This window comes from Solidesulfovibrio magneticus RS-1 (assembly GCF_000010665.1).
Taxonomy (GTDB): domain Bacteria; phylum Desulfobacterota; class Desulfovibrionia; order Desulfovibrionales; family Desulfovibrionaceae; genus Solidesulfovibrio; species Solidesulfovibrio magneticus.
Genome location: NC_012796.1, coordinates 1,448,824 through 1,468,884, shown reverse-complemented (window position 1 = coordinate 1,468,884; position 20,061 = coordinate 1,448,824). Strand labels below are relative to the sequence as shown.

The 20,061-nt window shown below is 67.8% G+C and carries 16 protein-coding genes; 13 read left to right on the top strand and 3 right to left on the bottom strand.

The features are described from left to right. Nucleotides 1–82 precede the first annotated feature (82 nt). Together DMR_RS24330 and DMR_RS06190 are read right to left on the bottom strand one after the other, a co-directional pair. Complete coding sequence (locus DMR_RS24330; RefSeq protein ID WP_148208371.1) at nt 83–517, bottom strand: hypothetical protein; 435 nt, start codon at nt 515–517, stop codon at nt 83–85. Then, entirely contained in the window at nt 514–1,467 is a 954-nt protein-coding gene (locus DMR_RS06190; RefSeq protein WP_043600176.1) for a zinc dependent phospholipase C family protein, read from the bottom strand. The genes DMR_RS24330 and DMR_RS06190 overlap by 4 nt, the downstream gene beginning before the upstream one ends. Nucleotides 1,468–1,690: 223 nt before the next feature. Between DMR_RS06190 and DMR_RS06185 the strand changes: the two genes are divergently transcribed. The 12 genes from DMR_RS06185 to DMR_RS06130 all read left to right on the top strand — a co-directional run bounded on the left by DMR_RS06185 (nt 1,691) and on the right by DMR_RS06130 (nt 16,159). Further along, on the top strand, nt 1,691–2,110 hold the full coding sequence (locus DMR_RS06185; RefSeq protein ID WP_015860043.1) for an NADH-quinone oxidoreductase subunit A: 420 nt from the start codon (nt 1,691–1,693) through the stop codon (nt 2,108–2,110). Next, nucleotides 2,107–4,488, top strand: coding sequence for an NADH-quinone oxidoreductase subunit B/C/D (locus DMR_RS06180; RefSeq protein ID WP_015860042.1), 2,382 nt, complete (start codon nt 2,107–2,109; stop codon nt 4,486–4,488). Before DMR_RS06185 ends, DMR_RS06180 begins: the two co-directional genes overlap by 4 nt. 84 nt (nt 4,489–4,572) lie before the next feature. Beyond that, entirely contained in the window at nt 4,573–5,073 is a 501-nt protein-coding gene (nuoE, locus tag DMR_RS06175; protein WP_015860041.1) for an NADH-quinone oxidoreductase subunit NuoE, read from the top strand. Beyond that, the gene (locus DMR_RS06170; protein ID WP_015860040.1) at nt 5,064–6,428 is read left to right on the top strand and encodes a complex I 51 kDa subunit family protein; all 1,365 of its coding nucleotides are present in this window, start codon (nt 5,064–5,066) and stop codon (nt 6,426–6,428) included. Before nuoE ends, DMR_RS06170 begins: the two co-directional genes overlap by 10 nt. Further along, nucleotides 6,416–8,791 carry an NADH-quinone oxidoreductase subunit NuoG gene (gene nuoG / locus DMR_RS06165; protein ID WP_015860039.1) on the top strand — a complete coding sequence of 792 codons (2,376 nt, stop codon included), beginning with the start codon at nt 6,416–6,418 and terminating at the stop codon, nt 8,789–8,791. Before DMR_RS06170 ends, nuoG begins: the two co-directional genes overlap by 13 nt. Further along, a complete protein-coding gene (nuoH, locus tag DMR_RS06160) occupies nt 8,788–9,783 on the top strand; it encodes an NADH-quinone oxidoreductase subunit NuoH (RefSeq protein WP_015860038.1) in 996 nt (331 codons plus the stop codon). The genes nuoG and nuoH overlap by 4 nt, the downstream gene beginning before the upstream one ends. Before the next feature lie 8 nt (nt 9,784–9,791). After that, on the top strand, nt 9,792–10,349 hold the full coding sequence (gene nuoI / locus DMR_RS06155) for an NADH-quinone oxidoreductase subunit NuoI (protein WP_015860037.1): 558 nt from the start codon (nt 9,792–9,794) through the stop codon (nt 10,347–10,349). Between the two features lie 123 nt (nt 10,350–10,472). Then, nucleotides 10,473–10,997 (top strand): NADH-quinone oxidoreductase subunit J family protein, encoded by a 525-nt coding sequence (locus DMR_RS06150; RefSeq protein WP_015860036.1) that lies wholly within the window; start codon nt 10,473–10,475, stop codon nt 10,995–10,997. After that, nucleotides 10,994–11,305 carry an NADH-quinone oxidoreductase subunit NuoK gene (locus DMR_RS06145; protein WP_015860035.1) on the top strand — a complete coding sequence of 104 codons (312 nt, stop codon included), beginning with the start codon at nt 10,994–10,996 and terminating at the stop codon, nt 11,303–11,305. Before DMR_RS06150 ends, DMR_RS06145 begins: the two co-directional genes overlap by 4 nt. Then, on the top strand, nt 11,302–13,167 hold the full coding sequence (locus tag DMR_RS06140; RefSeq protein WP_015860034.1) for an NADH-quinone oxidoreductase subunit L: 1,866 nt from the start codon (nt 11,302–11,304) through the stop codon (nt 13,165–13,167). The genes DMR_RS06145 and DMR_RS06140 overlap by 4 nt, the downstream gene beginning before the upstream one ends. 109 nt (nt 13,168–13,276) lie before the next feature. Beyond that, nucleotides 13,277–14,758 carry a complex I subunit 4 family protein gene (locus DMR_RS06135; RefSeq protein WP_015860033.1) on the top strand — a complete coding sequence of 494 codons (1,482 nt, stop codon included), beginning with the start codon at nt 13,277–13,279 and terminating at the stop codon, nt 14,756–14,758. Nucleotides 14,759–14,770: 12 nt separating this feature from the next. Next, nucleotides 14,771–16,159, top strand: coding sequence for an NADH-quinone oxidoreductase subunit N (locus DMR_RS06130; RefSeq protein ID WP_015860032.1), 1,389 nt, complete (start codon nt 14,771–14,773; stop codon nt 16,157–16,159). Between the two features lie 122 nt (nt 16,160–16,281). On the opposite strand, the gene DMR_RS06125 is transcribed toward DMR_RS06130, so the two are convergent. Then, the gene (locus tag DMR_RS06125; protein WP_015860031.1) at nt 16,282–18,549 is read right to left on the bottom strand and encodes a hypothetical protein; all 2,268 of its coding nucleotides are present in this window, start codon (nt 18,547–18,549) and stop codon (nt 16,282–16,284) included. A gap of 179 nt (nt 18,550–18,728) precedes the next feature. On the opposite strand from DMR_RS06125, the gene DMR_RS06120 reads away from it, so the two are divergent. After that, a complete protein-coding gene (locus DMR_RS06120; protein WP_173362474.1) occupies nt 18,729–19,958 on the top strand; it encodes an HDOD domain-containing protein in 1,230 nt (409 codons plus the stop codon). The last annotated feature ends 103 nt before the right edge of the window (nt 19,959–20,061 follow it).

The window sequence follows — 20,061 nt, the reverse complement described above, 5'->3', positions numbered from 1 at the left end:
CGCAACGGATGCCTCTACCGTTGCGCCCTGCGCTCACGCAGCCTGAAAGAACCGTCAAGCGGCCTGTATATTTTTACATGAACTACTGGCAAACCCTGGCAACGTCTAAATGATGTTCGCACGGTCGAGGTGGCTGCGCATTCCAACTCGCTTCAATACTCGGCGACTCCTTGCAGAGCACTCCCTCAAGCAAAGCTTTTCTTCCATCCTGATCGCACAGCAAAAAGACTGCATAGGGTTTACCGCTGACATTGGCCGTGTATCCCGAATAGGAGAACCCGGAGAACTTCCCGGCCGACGGATGATGACCGGCTAAACCAGCCGTGACAAACTCCGGCCCTCTTACTTGCTGACCAACTTGTCCGCTCATGACGGAACCCTGCAGGACAGTTATGGCGGCATTGTACACAAAAGTGATACCATCAATATCTTTTTGCGTTATATTTTGGGCCTGAACGAATGATGCTTGGACCACCCAGCAGAGAATGACCGCAAGAAGAGACTTCACAATCTTCATAGTTGCCTCCAAAATTGGGATATTTCCTCGGTCTTTTCGCCCGTGTCCAGATTCCAGCCGGCAAACCAATTCGGGTTATACGGTTCGATGCCGATCACAGCTCTGGTGACCTTGCGCCAATGGTCATTGACCAGGGAGCGGGCATGATCGAACAGTGCATCGTAAGTACGGAGGTGCGACAGGGGAGTGTTTTCGGGTACTGGCAAATTCTCCAGAAACTCTTGATTGCGTTGAGCTGCGGCCGGGTAGACAAGATGCCAATTCACATGGCGACCGATGCCGGAGAGGATGGAGTTTCCTTCCTGAATTTGCATTTTTGAAACAAAACTGGCAAACCAACCATCAATATCAGGCACATTATCGGCATACAGATCACTGTCTGCCGTGCGTAACATTTCGTCAAAAACAGACCGTACATCTTGATCCATGGCACACTTGTCACATGAAGCATGAAGCGTTTTAATAACAGCCTCGACAATCTTTGCGTTGGAAATGTCAGTTATTAAACACTCTCTCATCAATATATAAACATCCTGATTCATTTCGCACCACTGATGACGACCCTTCGTCTCATCGCTATACGCCCCACCGGCAATATTATTAACCACAGGATGCATGAATACGTCGAAGATGATATGCTCAACAAACCCCAGCAGCCACGCCAGACATTTATTCTGAACGTCCCCTTCCAAATTACTTACTGCGGCAACTCCCGCGCCTATTCGCTCCGATACGTTTTTCCAGTGCATACGGTCAGCCCAGGCTATAGCCTGCTTATTAGTTCCCAAGCCAACAAGATAAGGCATGTCTGGACTGATCGCTCCAAGCTGGAAATACCCTACCTGTTGCATGAGCTTGCCGACGGTTTCCGTGTCAAGCTCCAAACTGCCTAGCACACTCGGATTGACGCAACGAGATGCCAATGTGATATGGGCATACGCTCCGGGCATGGCCGCCTCCTGGCCCGGACCATGGCCGGGCGATTGGGATGTACATATTCCAATACCCAGACACATAAAATTGTCAATCTCCACTATAAACGAACAATTCCTACACCCCTCGCCAACTCGTCCGTGATGCGCGAACCGGTTGCAATTCATCCGGTTGCGGGTATGGTGGGAGGCAATCGGACCCTCCGGTCCGGGCGACGCCAACGCCGACAAGCGAGGCCCCATGCCCCAGCCCCTGGCCTATGTCCCCCTGGACGCGCCCTTTTCCCCCTGGAACCCCGGGGCGCTGCCCCTTGTCGTCTATGTCGGCATCGTCTGCGGCGTCATGGCCGTCATCCTTTTCCTCTCCGGCTTCCTGACCCGCCGCCGGCCAAGCCCCGCCAAACAACAGCCCTACGAGTGCGGCATCATCCCCACCGGACCGGGCCGGTTCCGCTATCCCGTGCCCTTTTTCCTCGTGGCCGTGCTGTTTCTGCTTTTTGACGTCGAAACCGCCTACATCATCGCCTACGCCGCAGCCTGGCCGGAACTCGGGCTTTCCGGCTACCTGCGCATGGCCGTCTTCATCGTCATCCTGGGCCTCGGGCTGGCCTACGCCTGGTCCAAGGGGGCTCTTGACTGGGACGAGGAGGAAGGCCTGTGACCTCGACCGCCGACCAGCTCTTCCGCCCGGCCGACGCCGTCATCAACTGGGCCCGCAAAAACAGCCTCTGGCCCTTTTTCTTCGGGCTTTCCTGCTGCTTCGTCGAGGAAGCCACGGCCTGGGGACCGCGCTACGACATCGCCCGCTTCGGCTCGGAGGTCTTCCGGGGTTCGCCCCGGCAGGCCGACGTGCTCATCGTCTCGGGCACGATGTTTAAAAAGATCGCCCCGGTGGCCTTGCAGCTTTACGAGCAGATGAGCGACCCCAAATGGGTCATTTCCATGGGTTCGTGCAGCAATTCCGGCGGCATGTACGACGTCTATTCCGTCGTTCAAGGCTCGGACCAGATTTTGCCCATCGACGTCTACATCCCGGGCTGCCCGCCCCGGCCCGAGGCGGTTTTCGAGGGGCTCATGCTCCTGCAAAAAAAGATCGACGCCAGCGAGCGGCCGACGCGGCCGGTGCTGCATCTGCCCGGCGGCTCCCAGGGCGGGCGCGAGGATTTTCTCGTTGATGGCCGCACCAAAGCCCGCGACACGCGCGGCCCGGGCTACGCCGCCATCCCCATCCGGGGCACGGCCGCCACCGAACCGCGCTTTGCCGGCTCCCGGGCCGAGGTCCTGTGGACCCCGCCGGCCCCGGGACTGACGCTCACCCGCGAACAGGAAGTGCTGGCCGCCGATCTGGCCGCCGTCTACGGCGACGACGCCCGGCTGCTCGCCGGAGCCGGCGCGCCCGGCGACATGCCGACCTTCGAGGTTCCCCCGGCCCGGGTGGCCGAAGTGCTCGACCACCTCAAGCGCAAGGCCCCCACCCGCTTCGAGCGGCTGGAAGACCTGACCGCCATCGACGAGACCGCCCGCAAAACCCCGGCCGGCCACGAGGCCACGGCCGTCTATACCCTGACCTCGCTGTCCCGGGCGACCATGGTGCGGCTGGTCTGTCCGCTGCAAAGCCGCGACGCCACGCTGCCCACGGCCACGGGCGTATGGAGCGCGGCCAACTGGTACGAGCGCGAGGCGGCCGAGATGTTCGGCCTGCGTTTTGACGGCCATCCCGACCCCAGGCGACTGCTCACCCACCGCGACTGGATCGGCCATCCCCTGCGCAAGGACTACGAGGGCCGGGCCACCAACATGCCGGCCTTCACCCGCGACGACTGCCAGCGTCTGGCTCCTGTGGACGCCGCCGAAATCCTTGGGGACCGGGCCAAGGACGGCGACTATCTCCTCAATTTCGGCCCCCACCACTACGCCACCCACGGCATCATCCGCTTCGTCATGGCCCTTCGCGGCGAGCGCATCAAAGCCATGGGCATCGACATCGGCTACCACCACCGGGGCGTGGAAAAAATCGGCGAGCGCCAGACTTGGCACCAGTTCATCCCCTACACCGACCGGGTGGACTACCTGTCCGGCATCGCCAACAACCTGTCCTACGTGACGGCCGTGGAGAAACTGGCCGGCATCGAGGTTCCGCCCCGGGCGGCCTATGCCCGGGTCATGCTCTCGGAGCTGTTCCGGCTGTCCAACCACCTCATGTATTTCGGCACGTTCCTGCAGGATCTCGGCATGATGAGCCCCATCTTCTACGCCCTGCGGGAGCGCGAGATGGTGCTCGACATCATCGAGACCGTAACCGGCGGCCGGCTGCATCCTTCCTGGCTGCGTCTGGGCGGCCTGGCCGCCGACCTGCCCGAGGGCTGGAAGGAGCAGGTCGAGGCGTTCATTACAATCTTCCCGGGCCGGCTCAAGGAATACCACGCCGGGGTGACGAATAATCCCATCGTCAAGGCCCGGACCAGGGGCGTGGGCGGCATCACGGCCGCCGAGGCCGTGGACCGGGGCGTCACCGGCCCCAACCTGCGCGCCGCCGGGGTGGCCTGGGACCGGCGCAAGGCCATGCCCTACGGCGCTTACGCTGACTTCGACTTCGACGTGCCCACCCGCCAAAACGGCGACTGCTACGACCGCTACCTCGTGCGCATGGACGAGATGCGCGAGAGCCTGCGCATCATCGAGCAGGCGGCCGCGAAAATGCCCGACGGGCGCTACCTCTCGGCCGACTCCCGCTACTGTCTGCCCCAGAAGGAAGCGGCGCTCAAAGACATTGAGAGCCTCATCCACCATTTCGTCAATGTGACGCGCGGCCCGCGCCTGCCCTCGGGCATGGCCTACGCCGCAACCGAAGCGCCGCGCGGCGAGCAGGGCTATTTCGTGGTCTCCGACGGCGGCTGCCACGCCTACCGGATGCGCATCCGCACTCCGGGATTCGCCAATGTCCAGGCCCTGCCGCACATCATCGAAGGCCTTTCCATCGCCGACTGCGTGGCCGTGCTGGCCTCCTACGACTACATCCTGCCGGACATCGACCGGTAAGCCGCCATGCCCACGCCCGCCATCCCACGCCACAACCGCCGCGCGCCAGCCAGACCGCGGCAACGCCCGGAGGCCTGACGCCCCATGTCGCCCCTGCCGCCCGAACTTCAAGCTGACCTGCGCCGCCTGGTGACCGCCGTGGACAATCCCCGCGAGGCCGCCGTGGACGTCATGTACGCCCTGCAGCACCACTACGGCTATCTGTGCGACGAAGCCATGCACCGGGCCGCCGAGGTCCTCGGCATGACCACCCTGGAACTCGAATCCCTGGCCACCTTCTACGACTACCTCTACCGCCGGCCCGTGGGGCGCTACGTCATCCACGTCTGCGACTCGGTGGTCTGCTGGATGTTCCACCAGGATTCCATCTTCGACTACCTCTGCCGCACCCTGGGCGTGCCGCCCGGCGGCACCACCGAGGACGGCCTTTTTACCGTGCTGCCGGCGGCCTGCGTCGGCAACTGCCACAACGCCCCGACCATGCTCATAAACGGCCGCTTCTACGACCGCCTCACCCCCGAGGCCGTGGACGCCGTCATCGCCGAACTGCGGGCGGGAACCGAGGAGCCGGTGCGATGCAAGTAGACATCCCGCAAGTGCTTTTCAAAAACCGCCACCTGGGCCGGCCGGCCACCATCGACGAATACCTGGCCGGCGGCGGCTACGAGGCCCTTCGCGCCACCATCGGCCAGCGCACCCCGGCCGAAGTGCTCCAGCTCGTGCTCGACGCCGACCTGCGCGGCCGGGGCGGAGCCGGCTTTCCGGCCGGCCGCAAATGGCAGGGCATCCCGGCCGACCACGTGGGCACCCGCTATGTGGTGATAAATACCGATGAGATGGAGCCCGGCACCTTCAAGGACCGCATCCTGGTCAACGTCGATCCCCACCTCGTCATCGAGGGCATCATCCTGTGCGCCTACGCCGTGGGAGCCTGCGAAGGCGTCTTTTTCATCCGCCCCTCCTATGAAGGCGACGCCAAGCTCATCGAGCAGGAAACCCAGGTGGCCCGGGAGCGCGGGTATCTCGGCAAGAACATCCTGGGCACGGATTTTTGCTTCGACGTCCACGTCCACCGAAGTGCCGGCCGCTACATCTGCGGCGAGGCCTCGGCCCAGATCAAGGCCATCTCGGGGCTGCGCCCCAATCCCCGCAAGGGCGGCCCGCGCACCAGCGTCAAGGGTTTGTGGGACTGCCCGACCATCGTCAACAACCTGGAAACCCTGGCCAATCTGCCCGGCATCGTGCGCAACGGCCCAGCCTGGTTCAAGTCCCTGGCCCGCTCGGAATCCGGATCGGGCACCAAGCTCTACAGCGTCTCGGGCCAGGTGGCCCGGCCCGGCTGCTACGAGCTGCCCATCGGCGTCACCATCCGCGACATCATCTTCACCCACGCCGGCGGCATGGCTCCGGGCAAGACATTTAAAACCGTCATCCCCGGCGGCGCGTCCACGCCCTATCTGCCCGAGGCCCTGCTCGACCTGGAAATGGACTTCGATCCCATGCGCAAGGCCGGCCAGCGCTTCGGCACCGCCTCGCTCATGGTCTTCGACCAGGACACCTGTCTGGTCGGGGCCACCTTGTCGCTCATGGAATTTTTCGCCCGGGAATCCTGCGGCTGGTGCACGCCCTGCCGCGAGGGCATCCCCTACGTGCGCGAACTGCTGCGCCGCATCGAAGGCGGCGAGGGGACCGAGGAACACGTCGGGATGCTGCAGGAGATGCTGCCGGTGCTCGATCTCGCCTACTGCGCCTTCGCCCCGGGCGCGGCCGAGCCGCTGCGGGGCCTGCTCACCCATTTCATGGACGAGGTCCAGGCGCACATCACCGAGAAGCGCTGTCCCTTCGGCAACCCGCCGCCGCACGTGCGCGGCAAGGCCTGCGGCACCCGGCCGCCCCAGTTCGGCCCCACCCCCTGTCCGGAGGACCAATGCCCGATCTGATCATCGACGGTCGCCCCGTTACCGTGGACAAGGGCGTTTCGGTCATCGAGGCCGCCGAGCGGGCGGGCATCATGATCCCGCGCTTTTGCTGGCACAAATCCCTGGGCGCGGCCGGAGCCTGCCGGCTGTGCGCCGTGATGTTCGTCGAGGGGCCGGTCAAGGGCCTGGAGATGAGCTGCATGACCCCGGCCGCCGACGGCATGGTGGTGGAGACCGGCCACCCCAAGGCCGTGGCCTTTCGCCGCCAGATCATCGAACTGCTCATGGCCAACCACCCCCACGACTGCCCGGTCTGCGACGAGGGCGGCCACTGCCTGCTCCAGGACGAGACCATTTCCGGCGGCCATAGCCTGCGCCGCTTCCCGGGCCGCAAGCGCACCTACCAGGACCAGAACCTGGGGCCGTTTATCCAGCACGAGATGAACCGCTGCATCCACTGCTACCGCTGCGCCCGGTTCTATCAGGAGTATTGCGGCTACCGCGATTTCGGCCCCATGCAAAACGCCAACCGCGTCTATTTCGGCCGGTTCGAGGATGGTCCCCTGGATAATCCCTTTGCCGGCAATCTGGCCGACCTGTGCCCCACCGGCACGCTGACCGACAAGCCCGGCCGGTTCGTGGCCCGGCGTTGGGACTGCCAGCGTGCTCCGTCAGTGTGCCTGCATTGTTCGCTCGGCTGCAACGTCACGGTACTGTCGCGCTACCGCCGGGTGGCCCGTATCGAGGCCCGGGACAACGCCGCCATAAACGGCGCGTTTATCTGCGACCGGGGGCGTTACGGCTTTGGCTACCAGTCCGCCCAGGACCGGCCCCGCGCGCCCCTGGCCGCCGGCCGGCCGGCCTCGGTGGATGAGGCCCTGCGGGCCGCCGCCGGACTGCTGGCTGCGGCGGCCAAACGCCACGGCCCGGCTGCCGTGGCCGTCGTCGGCGGCCAGCGTTCCGCCATGGAGACCCAGGCCGCGCTCACCGCCCTGGCCCGGGCGGCCGGCTGGCGCCCGCCGGCCTTTTTCGCCGCCGCCAAGGCGCAGGAACAAGCCCGGCAGGCGCTGTATGCCCTGACCCCGCCCCGGGCCCGATCCCTGGCCGATCTCACCAAGGCCGACGCCGTGCTGGTGGTGGGCGTTTCGCCCCTTGCCGACGCGCCCATGCTGACGCTCGCCCTGCGCCAGGCCGCCCGGGCCGGAGCCGCGGTCTTCCTGGCCGATCCCCGGCCCCTGGCCCTGCCCCTGGACCATGTCCACCTGCCCCTGGCCCCGCGCCAGTTGGCGGCGGTCCTGGCCGTGGCCGGAGCCGACGCGGACGCCTCGGGGCTTATCCAGCAAAAATTCCCTCTGGCTCCCGAGCTGTGGCCGCGTCTGGAAGCCCTGGCCAAGGCCATGGCCGGGGCCAAGCGCCCGGCCATCGTGTACGCCCCGGCCCTGGCCGCCCACTTGCCGGGCGACGACCGTTTCGGGCTGCTGCCGGTGCTGACGGCGGCCGGCACGGCCGGCGCGGCCTTGCTGGCCCCGGCCGACGCCCCGGGCCTGGACGAGCTGGCCGAAGACGTGGCCGCCGGCCGGATCAAGGCCGTGGTGGCCGTGGAAACCGACCTCTTTACCGCCGCCCCGGCCCTGGCCGCTCGCCTCCCCGCCCTGGAGGCCCTGATCGTCCTTGATCATCTGCCCACGCCCACCGTGGCCGCCGCCCAGGTGTTCTTGCCTACCGCCGCCCTGTTCGAGACCGGCGGGACCCTGGCCGCCAGCGACGGCCGGCTGCAGCGCGCCGAACCGGTCCAGGCCCCGAGCCTGTCCGTGCTGGCCGACGGCGCGGGCGACCATCCGCCCCGGGACTACGCCCGGCCGCTCCCTGGCACGGACCCGGCCCCGGCCGCCTTCTGGTGCGACCGCCTGGGCCGCGCCCTGAATTTGGAGCTGCCGCGCCATCCCCTGGCCGAGGCCCTGGCCGCCCATCCCGTCCTGGCCGGCCTGGACCCGGCGACGCTTCCCGACGAAGGCCAGCGTCCGGCCTACCCCGGCCGGGAGCCGGCCGCGCCCGAATCACCTCCGGCCCAGCCGGCCGAAGGCCTGGCCGTGGTCCTGGAAACGCCGTTTTTCGGCGGCGACGAGCTGTCCCGCTACGCGCCGCTCACCGCCGACAAGACCGGCCCGGCCGTGGTCCTGCTCCATCCTGACGACGCGGCGGGGCTGAACCTCGCCGACGGCGCGACGGTCGCCCTGGACTGCGGCGACGCGCCGGCCACGGCCGCCGTACGCCTGCATCGCGGCGTGGCCCTTGGCGTGGTGGTCGTGCCCCGGCTGCCGCAATTCGCCGCCCTGCCCCCGACGATTGGACCAGACGACTTGGGCCGGAGGAAAACGTCATGACCGCGGAACTGCTCATCGGCGTCGGCGTCATGCTCGTCAAAATGGCCGTGGCCCTGGCTGTGGCCCTGGGGCTGGCCGCCTACATGATTCTCCTGGAGCGAAAGCTCCTCGGGCGCTTCCAGGTCCGCTACGGCCCCAACCGGGTCGGCTACTTCGGCCTGCTCCAGCCCCTGGCCGACGGCCTCAAGATGCTGCTGAAAGAAGACATCATCCCCGACGGCGTGGACCGCCGCATCTTCCTCGTGGCCCCGGCCGTGGTCGCCGGCATGGCGCTACTTGCCTTCATGCTGGTGCCCTTTGGCGAGACGCTCACCATCCTGGGGCACGCCGTGCCCCAGGTCATCGTGCGCACCAACGTCGGGCTGCTGCTGGTCCTGGCCCTGTCGTCCCTGGCCGTCTACGGCCTGGCCCTGGGGGCTTGGACCTCGGACAACAAGTACAGCCTGCTTGGCGGCATTCGCGGCGCGGCCCAGATGATCAGCTACGAGCTGGCCCTGGGGCTGTCGCTTGTGCCCGTGGTCATGCGGGCGCGCTCGCTCGACCTCTCCGACATCGTGGCCGCCCAGTCCGGGCTGCCCTTTGCCGTCACCGAACCCTTTGCCTTCATCCTCTTCATCATCGCCGCCCTGGCCGAAACCAAGCGCATCCCCTTCGACCTGCCCGAGGCCGAAAACGAGCTGCAGGCCGGCTTCCACACCGAATATTCCGGCATGCGTTTCGCGCTCTTCTTCGTCGGCGAATACGTCAACATGGTGCTTCTGGGCGCGCTTATCGCCGTCTTTTTCCTGGGCGGCTGGCACGGCCCCATCCTGCCGCCCATTGTCTGGCTTGGGATCAAGGTCCTGGCCGTGCCGGTCTTTCTCATCTGGACCCGGGCCTCGCTGCCGCGCCTGCGCTACGACCAGCTCATGGCCCTGGGCTGGAAGGTTCTCGTGCCCCTGGCCCTTGTAAATGTCCTTCTAACCGGCGCGATTCTCGTGGCCGCCGCCTGAGGCAATCCATGGCCGACGAAAAACAAAGCCTGCTCGGGGCGGTCATCGAAGGCGCGGCCGGCCTGGCCGGCTCGTATGCCGCCACGCTGACGCACCTGTTCCGCAAGCCCGTCACCGAGCAGTACCCGGAATACAAGCGGCCCATGCCCGCGCGCACGCGCGGCCGCATCATCCTCACCCGCTCCCCGGACGGCAACGAACGCTGCGTGGCCTGCTACCTCTGCTCCGGGGCCTGCCCGGTCAACTGCATCTCCATGCAGTCCGAGGAAGGCGAAAACGGCCGCCGCCGCGCCGCCTGGTTTCGCATCAACTTCGCCCGCTGCATCTACTGCGGCCTGTGCGAGGAGGCCTGCCCCACCCTGGCCCTGCAGCTCACGCCCGAATTCGCCTTCTGCAAGGACGACATCGCCGACTTCGTCTACGAAAAGGAGCAATTGCTCGTGGACCACGGCGGCAAGCATCCCGACTACGACTTCTACGCCCACGCCGGCGTCGCCGCCGGCACGCCCAAGGGCAGCCATATCGACGAGGACGAACCGGTGGATGTGAAGAGCATCATGCCTTGATGGAGAAAAGAAAAGAGCCTCCGGCGGCCGGGGGCCTGAGGCCCCCGGACCCCCCAAATGGGGTAAAAAGAAAGCGAGGCTGGGTGTGAGAAGTATCCGGCAATGCCGCGTGAGGAGCATAAAATGACACCGCTTGGCGCGCTGTTTTATCTGTTCGCCGCCCTGGGCCTGGGCGCGGCCGTGCTCACCGCCACCCGGCGCAATCCCGTCCATGCCGTGTGCTGCGCCGTGGCCGTGTTTCTGTCGGTGGGAGCCATGCTGGCCGTGCTCGGCGCGCCGCTGCCGAGCGTGCTGACCGTCGTGGTCTACGCCGGAGCCATCATGGTGCTCTTTCTCTTCGTCATCATGCTGCTTGGCCTGCCGGCCGGCGACGGAACCCTGCCCCCGGGCCGGTTCCTCGTCCCGGCCACCCTGGCCGCCGCCACCCTGGTGGCCCTGTTCGCCCTGATCGGGGCCGATCCCACGGCCAAGACCCTGCTGCCGGCGGCCATGGCCGGCCCGGCCGCCGTGGGGACCATCCTGTTCGACAAATACTGGCTGGCCGTGGAGGCCGTCTCCATCCTGCTGTTTGCCGCCCTGGCCGCCGTCATGCTCCTGGGCCGGGGCAAAACCGGCCGCAAAATCGCCGCCGGAGGTCGGGCCGCATGATCGTGCCCCTTTCCCATGTCCTGGCCGTGGCCGCCCTGCTCTTCGCCGTCGGCGGCGTCATGGCCGCTGCCCGGCGCTCGATTCTCCTCATCCTCATCGGCGTGGAATTCATGCTGGCCGCCGCCGGACTGGCCTTTGCCGGCGCGGGGCTCGCCTGGAACAACCTCGACGGCCAGGCTGCCGTCATCATTATCATGGGCCTGGCTTCCGCCGAAGCCGGCCTGGGTCTGGCGCTGCTCGTCCACGGCCGTCGCGGCGGCGGCACCGACCGCGCCGACAGCTACGACCGCCTCGGGGAGGAGTCATGACCACCGCCCTCGCCTGCCTGCTCGCCTTCCCTCTGGCCGGGGCCGTGCTCCAGGCCGCCCTGCGCCCAAAACTCTCCCGGGCCGCCTCCGGGGGGCTCGCCGCCCTGGCCATGGCCGCCGCCCTGGCCGCCGCCCTGGCCGGCGTCTGGAACCTTGGCCCCCAGCCTGTGACCGTCTCCTTCGGCCAGTGGATCGCCTTCGACGGATTTTCCGCCGAATTCTCCCTGCTCTACAACCGGCTGGCCGGGCTCATGTGCGTCACCGTCGCCTTCGTCGCCCTGCTCATCCATCTCTATTCCGCCGTCTACATGCGCGAAGACAAATCCTTCGCCCGGTATTTCTGCTACTTGAATCTCTTCGTCTTCTTCATGCTGGTCATCGCCCTGGCCGACGACCTCGTGTTGCTCTTCCTGGGCTGGGAAGGCGTGGGCTTTTGCTCCTTCGCGCTCATCGGCTTCTGGCACGAGGAGCTGCCCAACGTGGACGCCGGCCGCAAGGCCTTCCTCATGACCCGCATCGGCGATCTCGGCTACGTGGCCGCCCTGGGACTTATCATCGCCGCCTCCGGCTCGGCCTCGCTGACCGGCATAGCGGCAAATGCCGCCACCATGTCGCCGGAAACGGCCACCCTGCTCGGGCTGCTCTTCCTCTTCGCCGCCTGCGGCAAATCCGCCCAGCTGCCGCTTTCGGCCTGGCTACCCGACGCCATGGCCGGCCCCACCCCTGTTTCGGCCCTCATCCATGCCGCCACCATGGTCACGGCCGGCGTGTATCTGCTCATGCGTCTGGCCCCCATGCTGGCCATGGCCCCGGTGGTCGGGGCCGCCGCCGCCTTTGTCGGCGCGGCCACGGCCCTGTACGGCGCGGCCTGCGCCCTGGCCCAGCGCGACGTCAAACGCATCCTGGCCTATTCCACCATCAGCCAGGTCGGCTACATGTTCCTGGCCGCCGGCTGCGGCGACGACGGCGGCGCGTTCTTCCACTTGCAGGCCCATGCCTTTTTCAAGTCGCTGCTGTTCATGACCGCCGGCGTCATGATCCAGGCCTTCCACGAGGAACACGACATCTTCCGCATGGGCGCGCGCCTGCGAAAAGCCCTGCCCGGGCTATTTATCCTCTTCGCCTGCGGCGCGGCCGCTCTGGCCGCCCTGCCCCTGACCTCAGGCTATTTCAGCAAGGGCCGCGCCCTGGCCGACGCCCTGGCCCACCCCGGCCCCATCTTCCTGCTGTCCTTCGTCATGGGCGCGGCCGCCGCGTTTCTCACCGCCCTCTACGTCTTCCGCATGCTCTTCGTGGCCTTCTTCAGCGACCCGGCCGATCCGGCCAAGCTCGTGTCCGAGCCGGCGCTGAGGCGCATGGAACGCCCGCTATGGCCCCTGGCCATCCTGGCCGTGGTCTACGGCTTCGCCAATCCGCCCCATTTCCTGGGCATCCCGGCCCTGCTCGACAGCTACTTGGCCGGCACCGTCGCGCCCCTGCCGCCCGAAACCGAACATGCCGAACTGTTCGTGGAAATCCTCGACGCGCTGATTGCGCTGGCCGGCCTGTGGCTGGCCTGGGTGTTCTACAAGCCCGCCCGCCATCCCGCGCCCGCCCCGGCTGGAGCGCTCACAGCCGGCCTGGGCCTCGACGCCTTTGGCCTCAGCGCCATCGCCCGGCCCTACCTGCGGCTGGCCGCCTGGCTGTGGCGCGGCCTGGACGAGGACGTCCTGGACGGCGCGGCCACGGCCACGGCCTCGGGCGTGGGCCGCCTGTCCCGGGCCGCCGCCCGCCTGGGTTCGGCCCGCCCGGCCACCACCATGGCCACGTTGCTCGGCGCTTGCGCGATTTTACTGGTCTGGTTGGCGGCGCGTTTGGGGTAGTGGGGGAAGGGAAGAGACGAAGAAAGAAGATGCCTCCGGCGGCCGGGGGCCTGAGGCCCCCGGACCCCCCATATGGGGAAAGGGGGATAACGTAGAGAATGGAGCCATCATGCGGCAATTGCCCTGGCTGTCCCTGATCATCTTCTGGCCCCTGGTCGCGGCCTGCGTCATGCCCGCCTTGCGCGGCGACGCCGCCGCCTGCCGCCGGTTCGCCGTGCTGGCCGCCCTTGGCGAACTGGCCCTGTGCGCCCTGATCGCCGGCCTGTTCGCGGCCGGCTCCTTCGGCCCGGAGCTGGTCGAGGACGCCGCCTGGATTCCGTCCTTCGGCATCCGCTACAGCCTGTCCCTGGACGGCCTGAGCCTCATTTTCGTGGTCCTGACCGCGCTTATCGGCCTGTGCTGCATGTTGGCCTCGCGCCATGACGACCGGGAGCGCCCGGCCCTCTACCACGGCCTCATCCTGGCTTCGCTCACCACCGTCCAGGGCATCTTCCTGGCCTCGGACGTCTTTCTCTTCGCCCTTTTCTGGGAAGCCCAGCTCATCCCGGTCTTTTTCCTCATCGGCGTCTTCGGCCACGGCGACAAACTGCGCGTGGCCATGAAATTCTTCCTGTTCTCGGCCACCGGCGGCCTGCTCATGTTCCTGGCCGTCATCGCCCTGGGCGTGCTCTCGGCTAACGCCCCGGACGGCCCGAACTTCGCCCTGGAGGCGCTGACCCGTCTGGACATCCCCCAAAACGTCGGCCGCTGGCTTTTCGCCGCCTTCGTGCTGTCGTTCGCCATCAAGATTCCCCTGGTGCCGGTCCACATGTGGCTGCCCGACGCCCACACCGAAGCGCCCACCGCCGGCAGCCTCATCCTGGCCGGCCTGCTCCTCAAGACCGGCGGCTATGCGCTGATTCGCTTCGCTTTGCCCCTTTTCCCCGAGGCCGCCCACGCCTTTGCCCCGGCGCTCACCGTCCTTGGGCTGGTCGGACTGTTCTACGCCTCGGCCGTGGCCGTGGCCCAGGAAGACGTCAAACGGCTCATCGCCTATTCGAGCATTGGCCACATGGGCCTGGCCGTGGCCGCCATGGTTTCGGGCAGCCGGCTGGCCCTGGGCGGCGCGGTGCTGCTCATGGTCAGCCATGCGCTGACCTCCGGCGGACTGTTCTCCCTGGCCGGAGCCATCGGCGAACGCCTGGGCAGCCGACGCTTCGACATCCTCGGCGGCATCTGGAACAAGGCCCCGCATTTCGGCGCGGCGTTTCTTTTCTGCGTGCTGGCCTCGGCCGCCTTGCCGGGGCTGTCCGGGTTCGTGGGCGAAGCCATGATCGTTTTCGGGCTTTTCAAGGTGAACGTCCTGGCCGCCGGCCTGGCCGTGGCCGGCATGGCCGCGACCTTGGTCTACTTGCTGCGCCTGGCCCGGGACGTGCTCTACGGCCCGCCGCGCTCGGCCGTCCCCTTCCCCGACCTGGACGCCAGGGAGGCGGTGCTGCTGTCCCTTTTGGCCGTCGGCATCGTCTGGCTGGGCCTGTTCCCCGGGCCGGTGCTGGGGCTGGCCGCCGAGCCGCTTAACGCCATTGCCGCCCGCGTCTGGCCGGGCCTCTAAGCGAGGAACGTCATGAGCGCCTTTGTCGTCGCCTATTTCCCCCACCTCTGCCTGGCTTTCGGCGGACTCCTCGTGCTGTGTCTCTCCATGGCCCGGTCCGTGCCGGCCGGCTTTTACCCCGCCACCGCCGCCCTGTTCGCCGCCCTGCCCGGGCTGTGGGCCGTGGCCGGCCCCCAAGGCGGCAGCCCCATCGCCTGCTTCTACGCCGGCCTGCTCTCGGTCATCGCCCTGGCCACCATCGCCCTGCTGGCCCGCTATGCCGAGCGCCGGGGCTTTGCTGGCGACGCCCTCTACGGCCTGCTCCTGTGGTCGGCCCTGGGGATGCTGCTTCTGGCCGACGCCGACGACTGGATCATGCTGGCCGTGGGGTTGGAGCTGGCCTCGCTGTGCCTCTACGCCCTCATCGCCGCCCGCCTGGACGACAACCTCGGCACCGAAGCGGCGCTCAAGTATTTCCTGCCCGGAGCCATGGCCCTGGCCGTGCTGCTTTTCGGCATGGCGCTGATTTATGCCGCCTCCGGCTCCATGGAGATCGCCGCCTCCCTGGCCGCGCCCGGCCCCCTGACCGCCGCCGGGCTGGCCCTGGTCCTGGTCGGCGTGGGATTCAAGCTGTCCCTGGCCCCGGTGCATCTCTGGACGCCCGACGTCTACCAGGGCGCGCCGGCCCCGGTGGCCGCCTTCCTGTCGTCGGGGTCCAAGGCCGCCGCCGCCGCCGCCCTGCTCCATGTCTGTTCGGAAGTCTCGCCCGAGGCCCGGGAACTGCTCTGGCCGGCCCTGGCCGTAGGGGCCGGCCTGACCATGGCCGTGGGCAACCTCGGGGCCGTGGCCCAGGCCAGCGTCAAGCGCCTGCTCGCCTATTCCTCCATCGCCCAGATGGGCTACATCCTCATGGCCGCCATGGCCGTCAACGACGGCGGCGGCGAGGCGGCGCTGTTCTATCTGGCCGCCTTTGCGCTCATGGATCTGGCCGCCTTCGGCGCGGTGGGCGCGCTGTCGGCCCAGATCGGCGACCGCGACGACATCGCCGCCTACCGGGGCCTGGGCTACGTCCATCCCTGGCGGGCCGGCGTTTTGGCCATCGGTCTGGCCTCCCTGGCCGGCCTGCCGCCCACGGCCGGCTTTGTCGGCAAGTTCCTGGTCTTTGGCGCGGCCCTGTCGGCCGGCTATGTCGGTCTGGCGGCGTTCGGCATCATCACGGCCGTGGTCGGCGTGTTCTATGCCCTGCGCTTGCTTGCCGCGCTCTACATGCGGGAGTCGCTCATCGCCCATCCGGCCGCCGTCTACGCGGCCGGCCCGGCCGGAACCCTGGCCCTTGGCGTCATGGCCGCGGGCTTGGTGGGCCTGGGGCTGTTCCCCCAGACGCTGCTCGGAGCCATCGCCGCCCTTTTCGGCGGGGCCTAGGGCCGCGCGGCCTTGCGCCCCCCAAGTCGCCCCCAAGACGCCCCCCAAGTTGGCAACAAAAAGGCCTGCGAATGTCTCGCAGGCCCTTGTCTCACGCCGCTTGCCGGGGCAAGCGCCCCTCCCTATTCCCCTTCCAGCGCTTCCTCGATGTAGGGCGGGATGGGCACGCCGGCCTTCTTGAGGTTGTCGCGGGCAAAGCGCACCCGATCGAAGGCTATGCCGTGCTCACGCCAGTAGGCGGCCGGGTCGTCCACAAAGGCGGCCATGATGGCGTAGCCTTCCTCGTAGGCCCGCACCTCGTGGCAGCAGTTGGCCACCCAACGCGGCCCAAGCGGGCCAAGGGTCTGGCCGCCGCCGGCCAGGTCGCTGGTGAGCGTTTCGAACTGGCGCAGGGTCTCGCGCCAGAACGGCTCCCCGCCGCGCCCCAGGCCCACCGGGTCGATGAAGATGTAGGGCGCGGGCAGGCACTGGCCGATCTTTAAAAAGGTCAGCGCCATGTTCACTTCGTAGCTCGTGCCGAAGCCGCCGAGGTTGAAGATCTTGAACAGCGACCTCCGGTCCAGGATGTCCTGCCGGGTGTTCATGGCCAGGTTGGTGAACTGGGCCACGGCCTCGGGGGCGAAATTGGGCGTCTGGCCGATCTCCTCGGCATCGATGCCCACGCCCATGCGGAAAATCCCCAGTTCCGCCGCTGCGTCGTCCACGATGCGCATGACCCCCGGCCCCGAGCCGTGGGCCACGGCAAACCCCTCGCCCAGGCGAGGATGGTCGCGCATCTTTTGCAGGAACACGGCGATGGGTTCGGTCAGGACCGGCCCCAGCACGTCGCAGGCCGACCCGAACATGGCCATGGTGGTGTGGATGCGCGGCAGCCGCTCCCGGCCCTCATGGGTCACCCACAGCCCCCGGAAGAACTCCCGCACCTGGGCCTGGCCGTTCACCTCCAGGAGCATGTAAAACCGCATCCCCTCGCCTTCCAGGCGCACCAGCTCCTCGTAGAGCGTCTGGTCCATGCGGAAATGCGGCGGCCGGCAGGCCTTGCCCGGCTCGCAGCCCATGCCCCGCGAGGCGGCCACGCCGATGCCGTTGCGCTTGAGCACCCGCAAGGTGTCGGCCGGCGGCAAGGCATCGGAGACGAACACCTTGGACAGGTTCTGCTCGCCGCCCACGTACTTGAGGTCGTCGAGAAACGGCCGCATCCGCTTGGGAATCTCCTCGCCGGTCAGCACCCCCTCGGGCACGTTACCCCGGGCGTATTCATAGACCAGCCGCCACTGGAATTCCCGCAGCCACACGCCCTCCTCCTGCTCCCAGGGAATGGCGATCATCTTGCCGGGCATGAGGATGCGGCCGTAAATGCCGCCCTGGCCCGGATCGACGGTGACTTCGTCGAAAAGCGTGCGGGCTACCGAAGGCGTGAAGACGTCGGTCAAGTCCGCGAAATCGACGCCGGAAGCCAGCACCTCGCGGCTGCGGCCCGGGGTGAGCACCCGCTCGGCCAGCTTGGCCACCCGCACGTCGGGCGGATAGAGCCGCAAGCGCACGGCCAAGCCGTCGGTCTCGGCCGCTTCCTCGCCGCCGTTGTAGAGCTCCACCTGGCGCGGCGTGGCGATGCCCGAGGTGCGGATACCGTCCAGAAGCCGCGAGGCCAGATGGAACACCCCGGCCCGGTTGGTCGGGCGCTCCAGAAAGGCGGTGAAAGGCCCCAGGGCGATATGCACCGCGCCGACCATGAATTCCTTGGCCGCCAGCAGGGGCGGCAGCCCGCCAGGGGAGACGCTCTGGAAAATCCCCAGGCCGTGCTTGCCCTTGACCACCATCTCGGCGAAATTGCGCCCCACCCCCAGAAGCCGTGAGGACAGCACGTAACGCAGGTTTTCCAGCACGATCTCCACCACGCCGTCCTCGGCCACGCTGTGCTTTCGCGGCAACAGCAGCCAACCGCGCTCCATGGCCTCGGCAATGGCCTCGCGCGAAACAGCCGGCCCGCGCGGAATAAACAGCCGGCCGAAGTCCACGCCGCCGTCGGCGCAAAGCCCGCGCAAATCGGCCAGGGACTCGGCCAGCACGGCATTGAGGGCCGTGACGGCCACGGGCAGCTCCACCGTGCGCCCGGCGTCGGACACTTGCGGCGCTTCGCCGGTCAGGTGGATGTCCAGGCCAATGCGGGAATGGCCGCTGCGGCCGCTGACGTCCATGAAGTCGGTGAGCGGCCTGCCTTCGCGGGCGGCCCGGTCGCGCAGGTCGCGCACCAAGCCGCGCAGCGCGTCGCTGGTGTGGGAAAACCGCATGACGCCGTAAGCCTGGGGCGCGGCAAGCTCGTCGTTATAACGCACGTCGCCGATGTCCACGAGTTGGCCGTCGCCGGTAATGAGCGGGGATATGGTCATATCGCCTCCGGATGGCCCTTATAGGCCAAGCCGGCCGGCTGGGGAACCCCGAAACGGTCGACCCCTGCCCCTTGCCGCCAAGGCCCGGCGCTGGTAAGGCGTGGCAAAGGCAGACTTTCCCCGGGATCGGCCCGGAGCGCACTTCCGCCGCCGGCCGCCGCCGGCACAAGGGACGGCCCATGCCCACCATTCCCTTCGCACAAATCCGGGCCGGCATGGTGCTGGCCGCCGAGATCGAAAGCCCCGACGGCCGCTACCGCCTGCCGGCCGGCACGGTGCTGGCCGAGAGCCACCTCAAATGGCTGCGCGGCTGGCGCATCCGCGACATCGAAGCCACGGCCGAGTCCGCCGCCAAGACCACGCCCGATGCGGCCCCCAATCCGCCCGGCTCGCCCGAGGAGGCCGCCCGCCGCCGGCTGGCCCACCTGCCCGCCGACGCGCCCCTGGCCGCGGCCCTGGCCGAACTGGCCCTGGCCCGGGCCGAGGCCCTGGCCGCCTCGCGCCCGACCCGGCCGCCGGCCTGCGGCCGTGAAGGTATCGACAAGATTCCCACCCCCGAGGCCATCCTGGCCTCCGACCCGGTGCTCGTCTCCCTGCCCGAAGTCTTCATGCGCATCCGCGAGGTTCTAAGCGACCCCGGCTCCACCGTGGAAGAGGCCGCCGCCGTCATCAGCAAGGACCCGAGCCTCACGGCCAAGCTCTTAAAGCTCGTCAACAGCGCCTTTTACGCCCGCACCCTGCGCGTCTCGGGCGGGCTGCCGCCAGGGCCGGTTGACACCCTGTCCCGGGCGGTCATGCTCCTTGGCCTCAATCAGCTCTCCACCCTGGCCATGGGCGTGTCGGTCATGCCGCTTTTCAAGGACATCCCGGCCGGCTGCATCGACATGCGCCAGTTCTGGCGCCATTCCATCGGCGTGGGGCTGGTGGCCAAGCTTCTGGCCGTGCGCCTGTCCGACCCCAGCCCGGAACGGTTCTTCGTGGCCGGCCTGCTCCACGACATCGGCCGGCTGGTGCTGTTCAAGCAAACACCGGAGGCGGCCGGTGCGGCCATGGCCGCGGCGGCGGCCTCCGGCAAGCACCTCGTGGCCGTTGAACGCGAAATCCTCGGCTTCGACCACGCCGAACTCGGCGGGATGCTCCTGCGCAAATGGCGGTTCCCAGAAAGCCTGGAACAGGCCGTCTGGCGGCACCACGCCCCAGCCACGGCCGAAGCGCCCCTGGAAGCGGCCATCGTGTGCGTGGCCGACGCCGTAGCCGGGGCGACCCTGCCGGGCTGCAGCGGCGAACGGCTGGTCCCGCGCTACGACCACGCCGCCTGGGAAGCCGTGCGCCTGACCCCGGCCGACCTGCCGGAGCTGGTGGAAACGGCCGAGGCCCACTTCGAGGTTATTTGCGCCATGTTTTCGTAATTAGGGGAGAAGATGCCTCCGGCGGCCGGGGGCCTGAGGCCCCCGGACCCCCCATATGGCAAGCCCCCGAATCCCGCAGGGGCGGGATTCGGGGGCTTGCCGT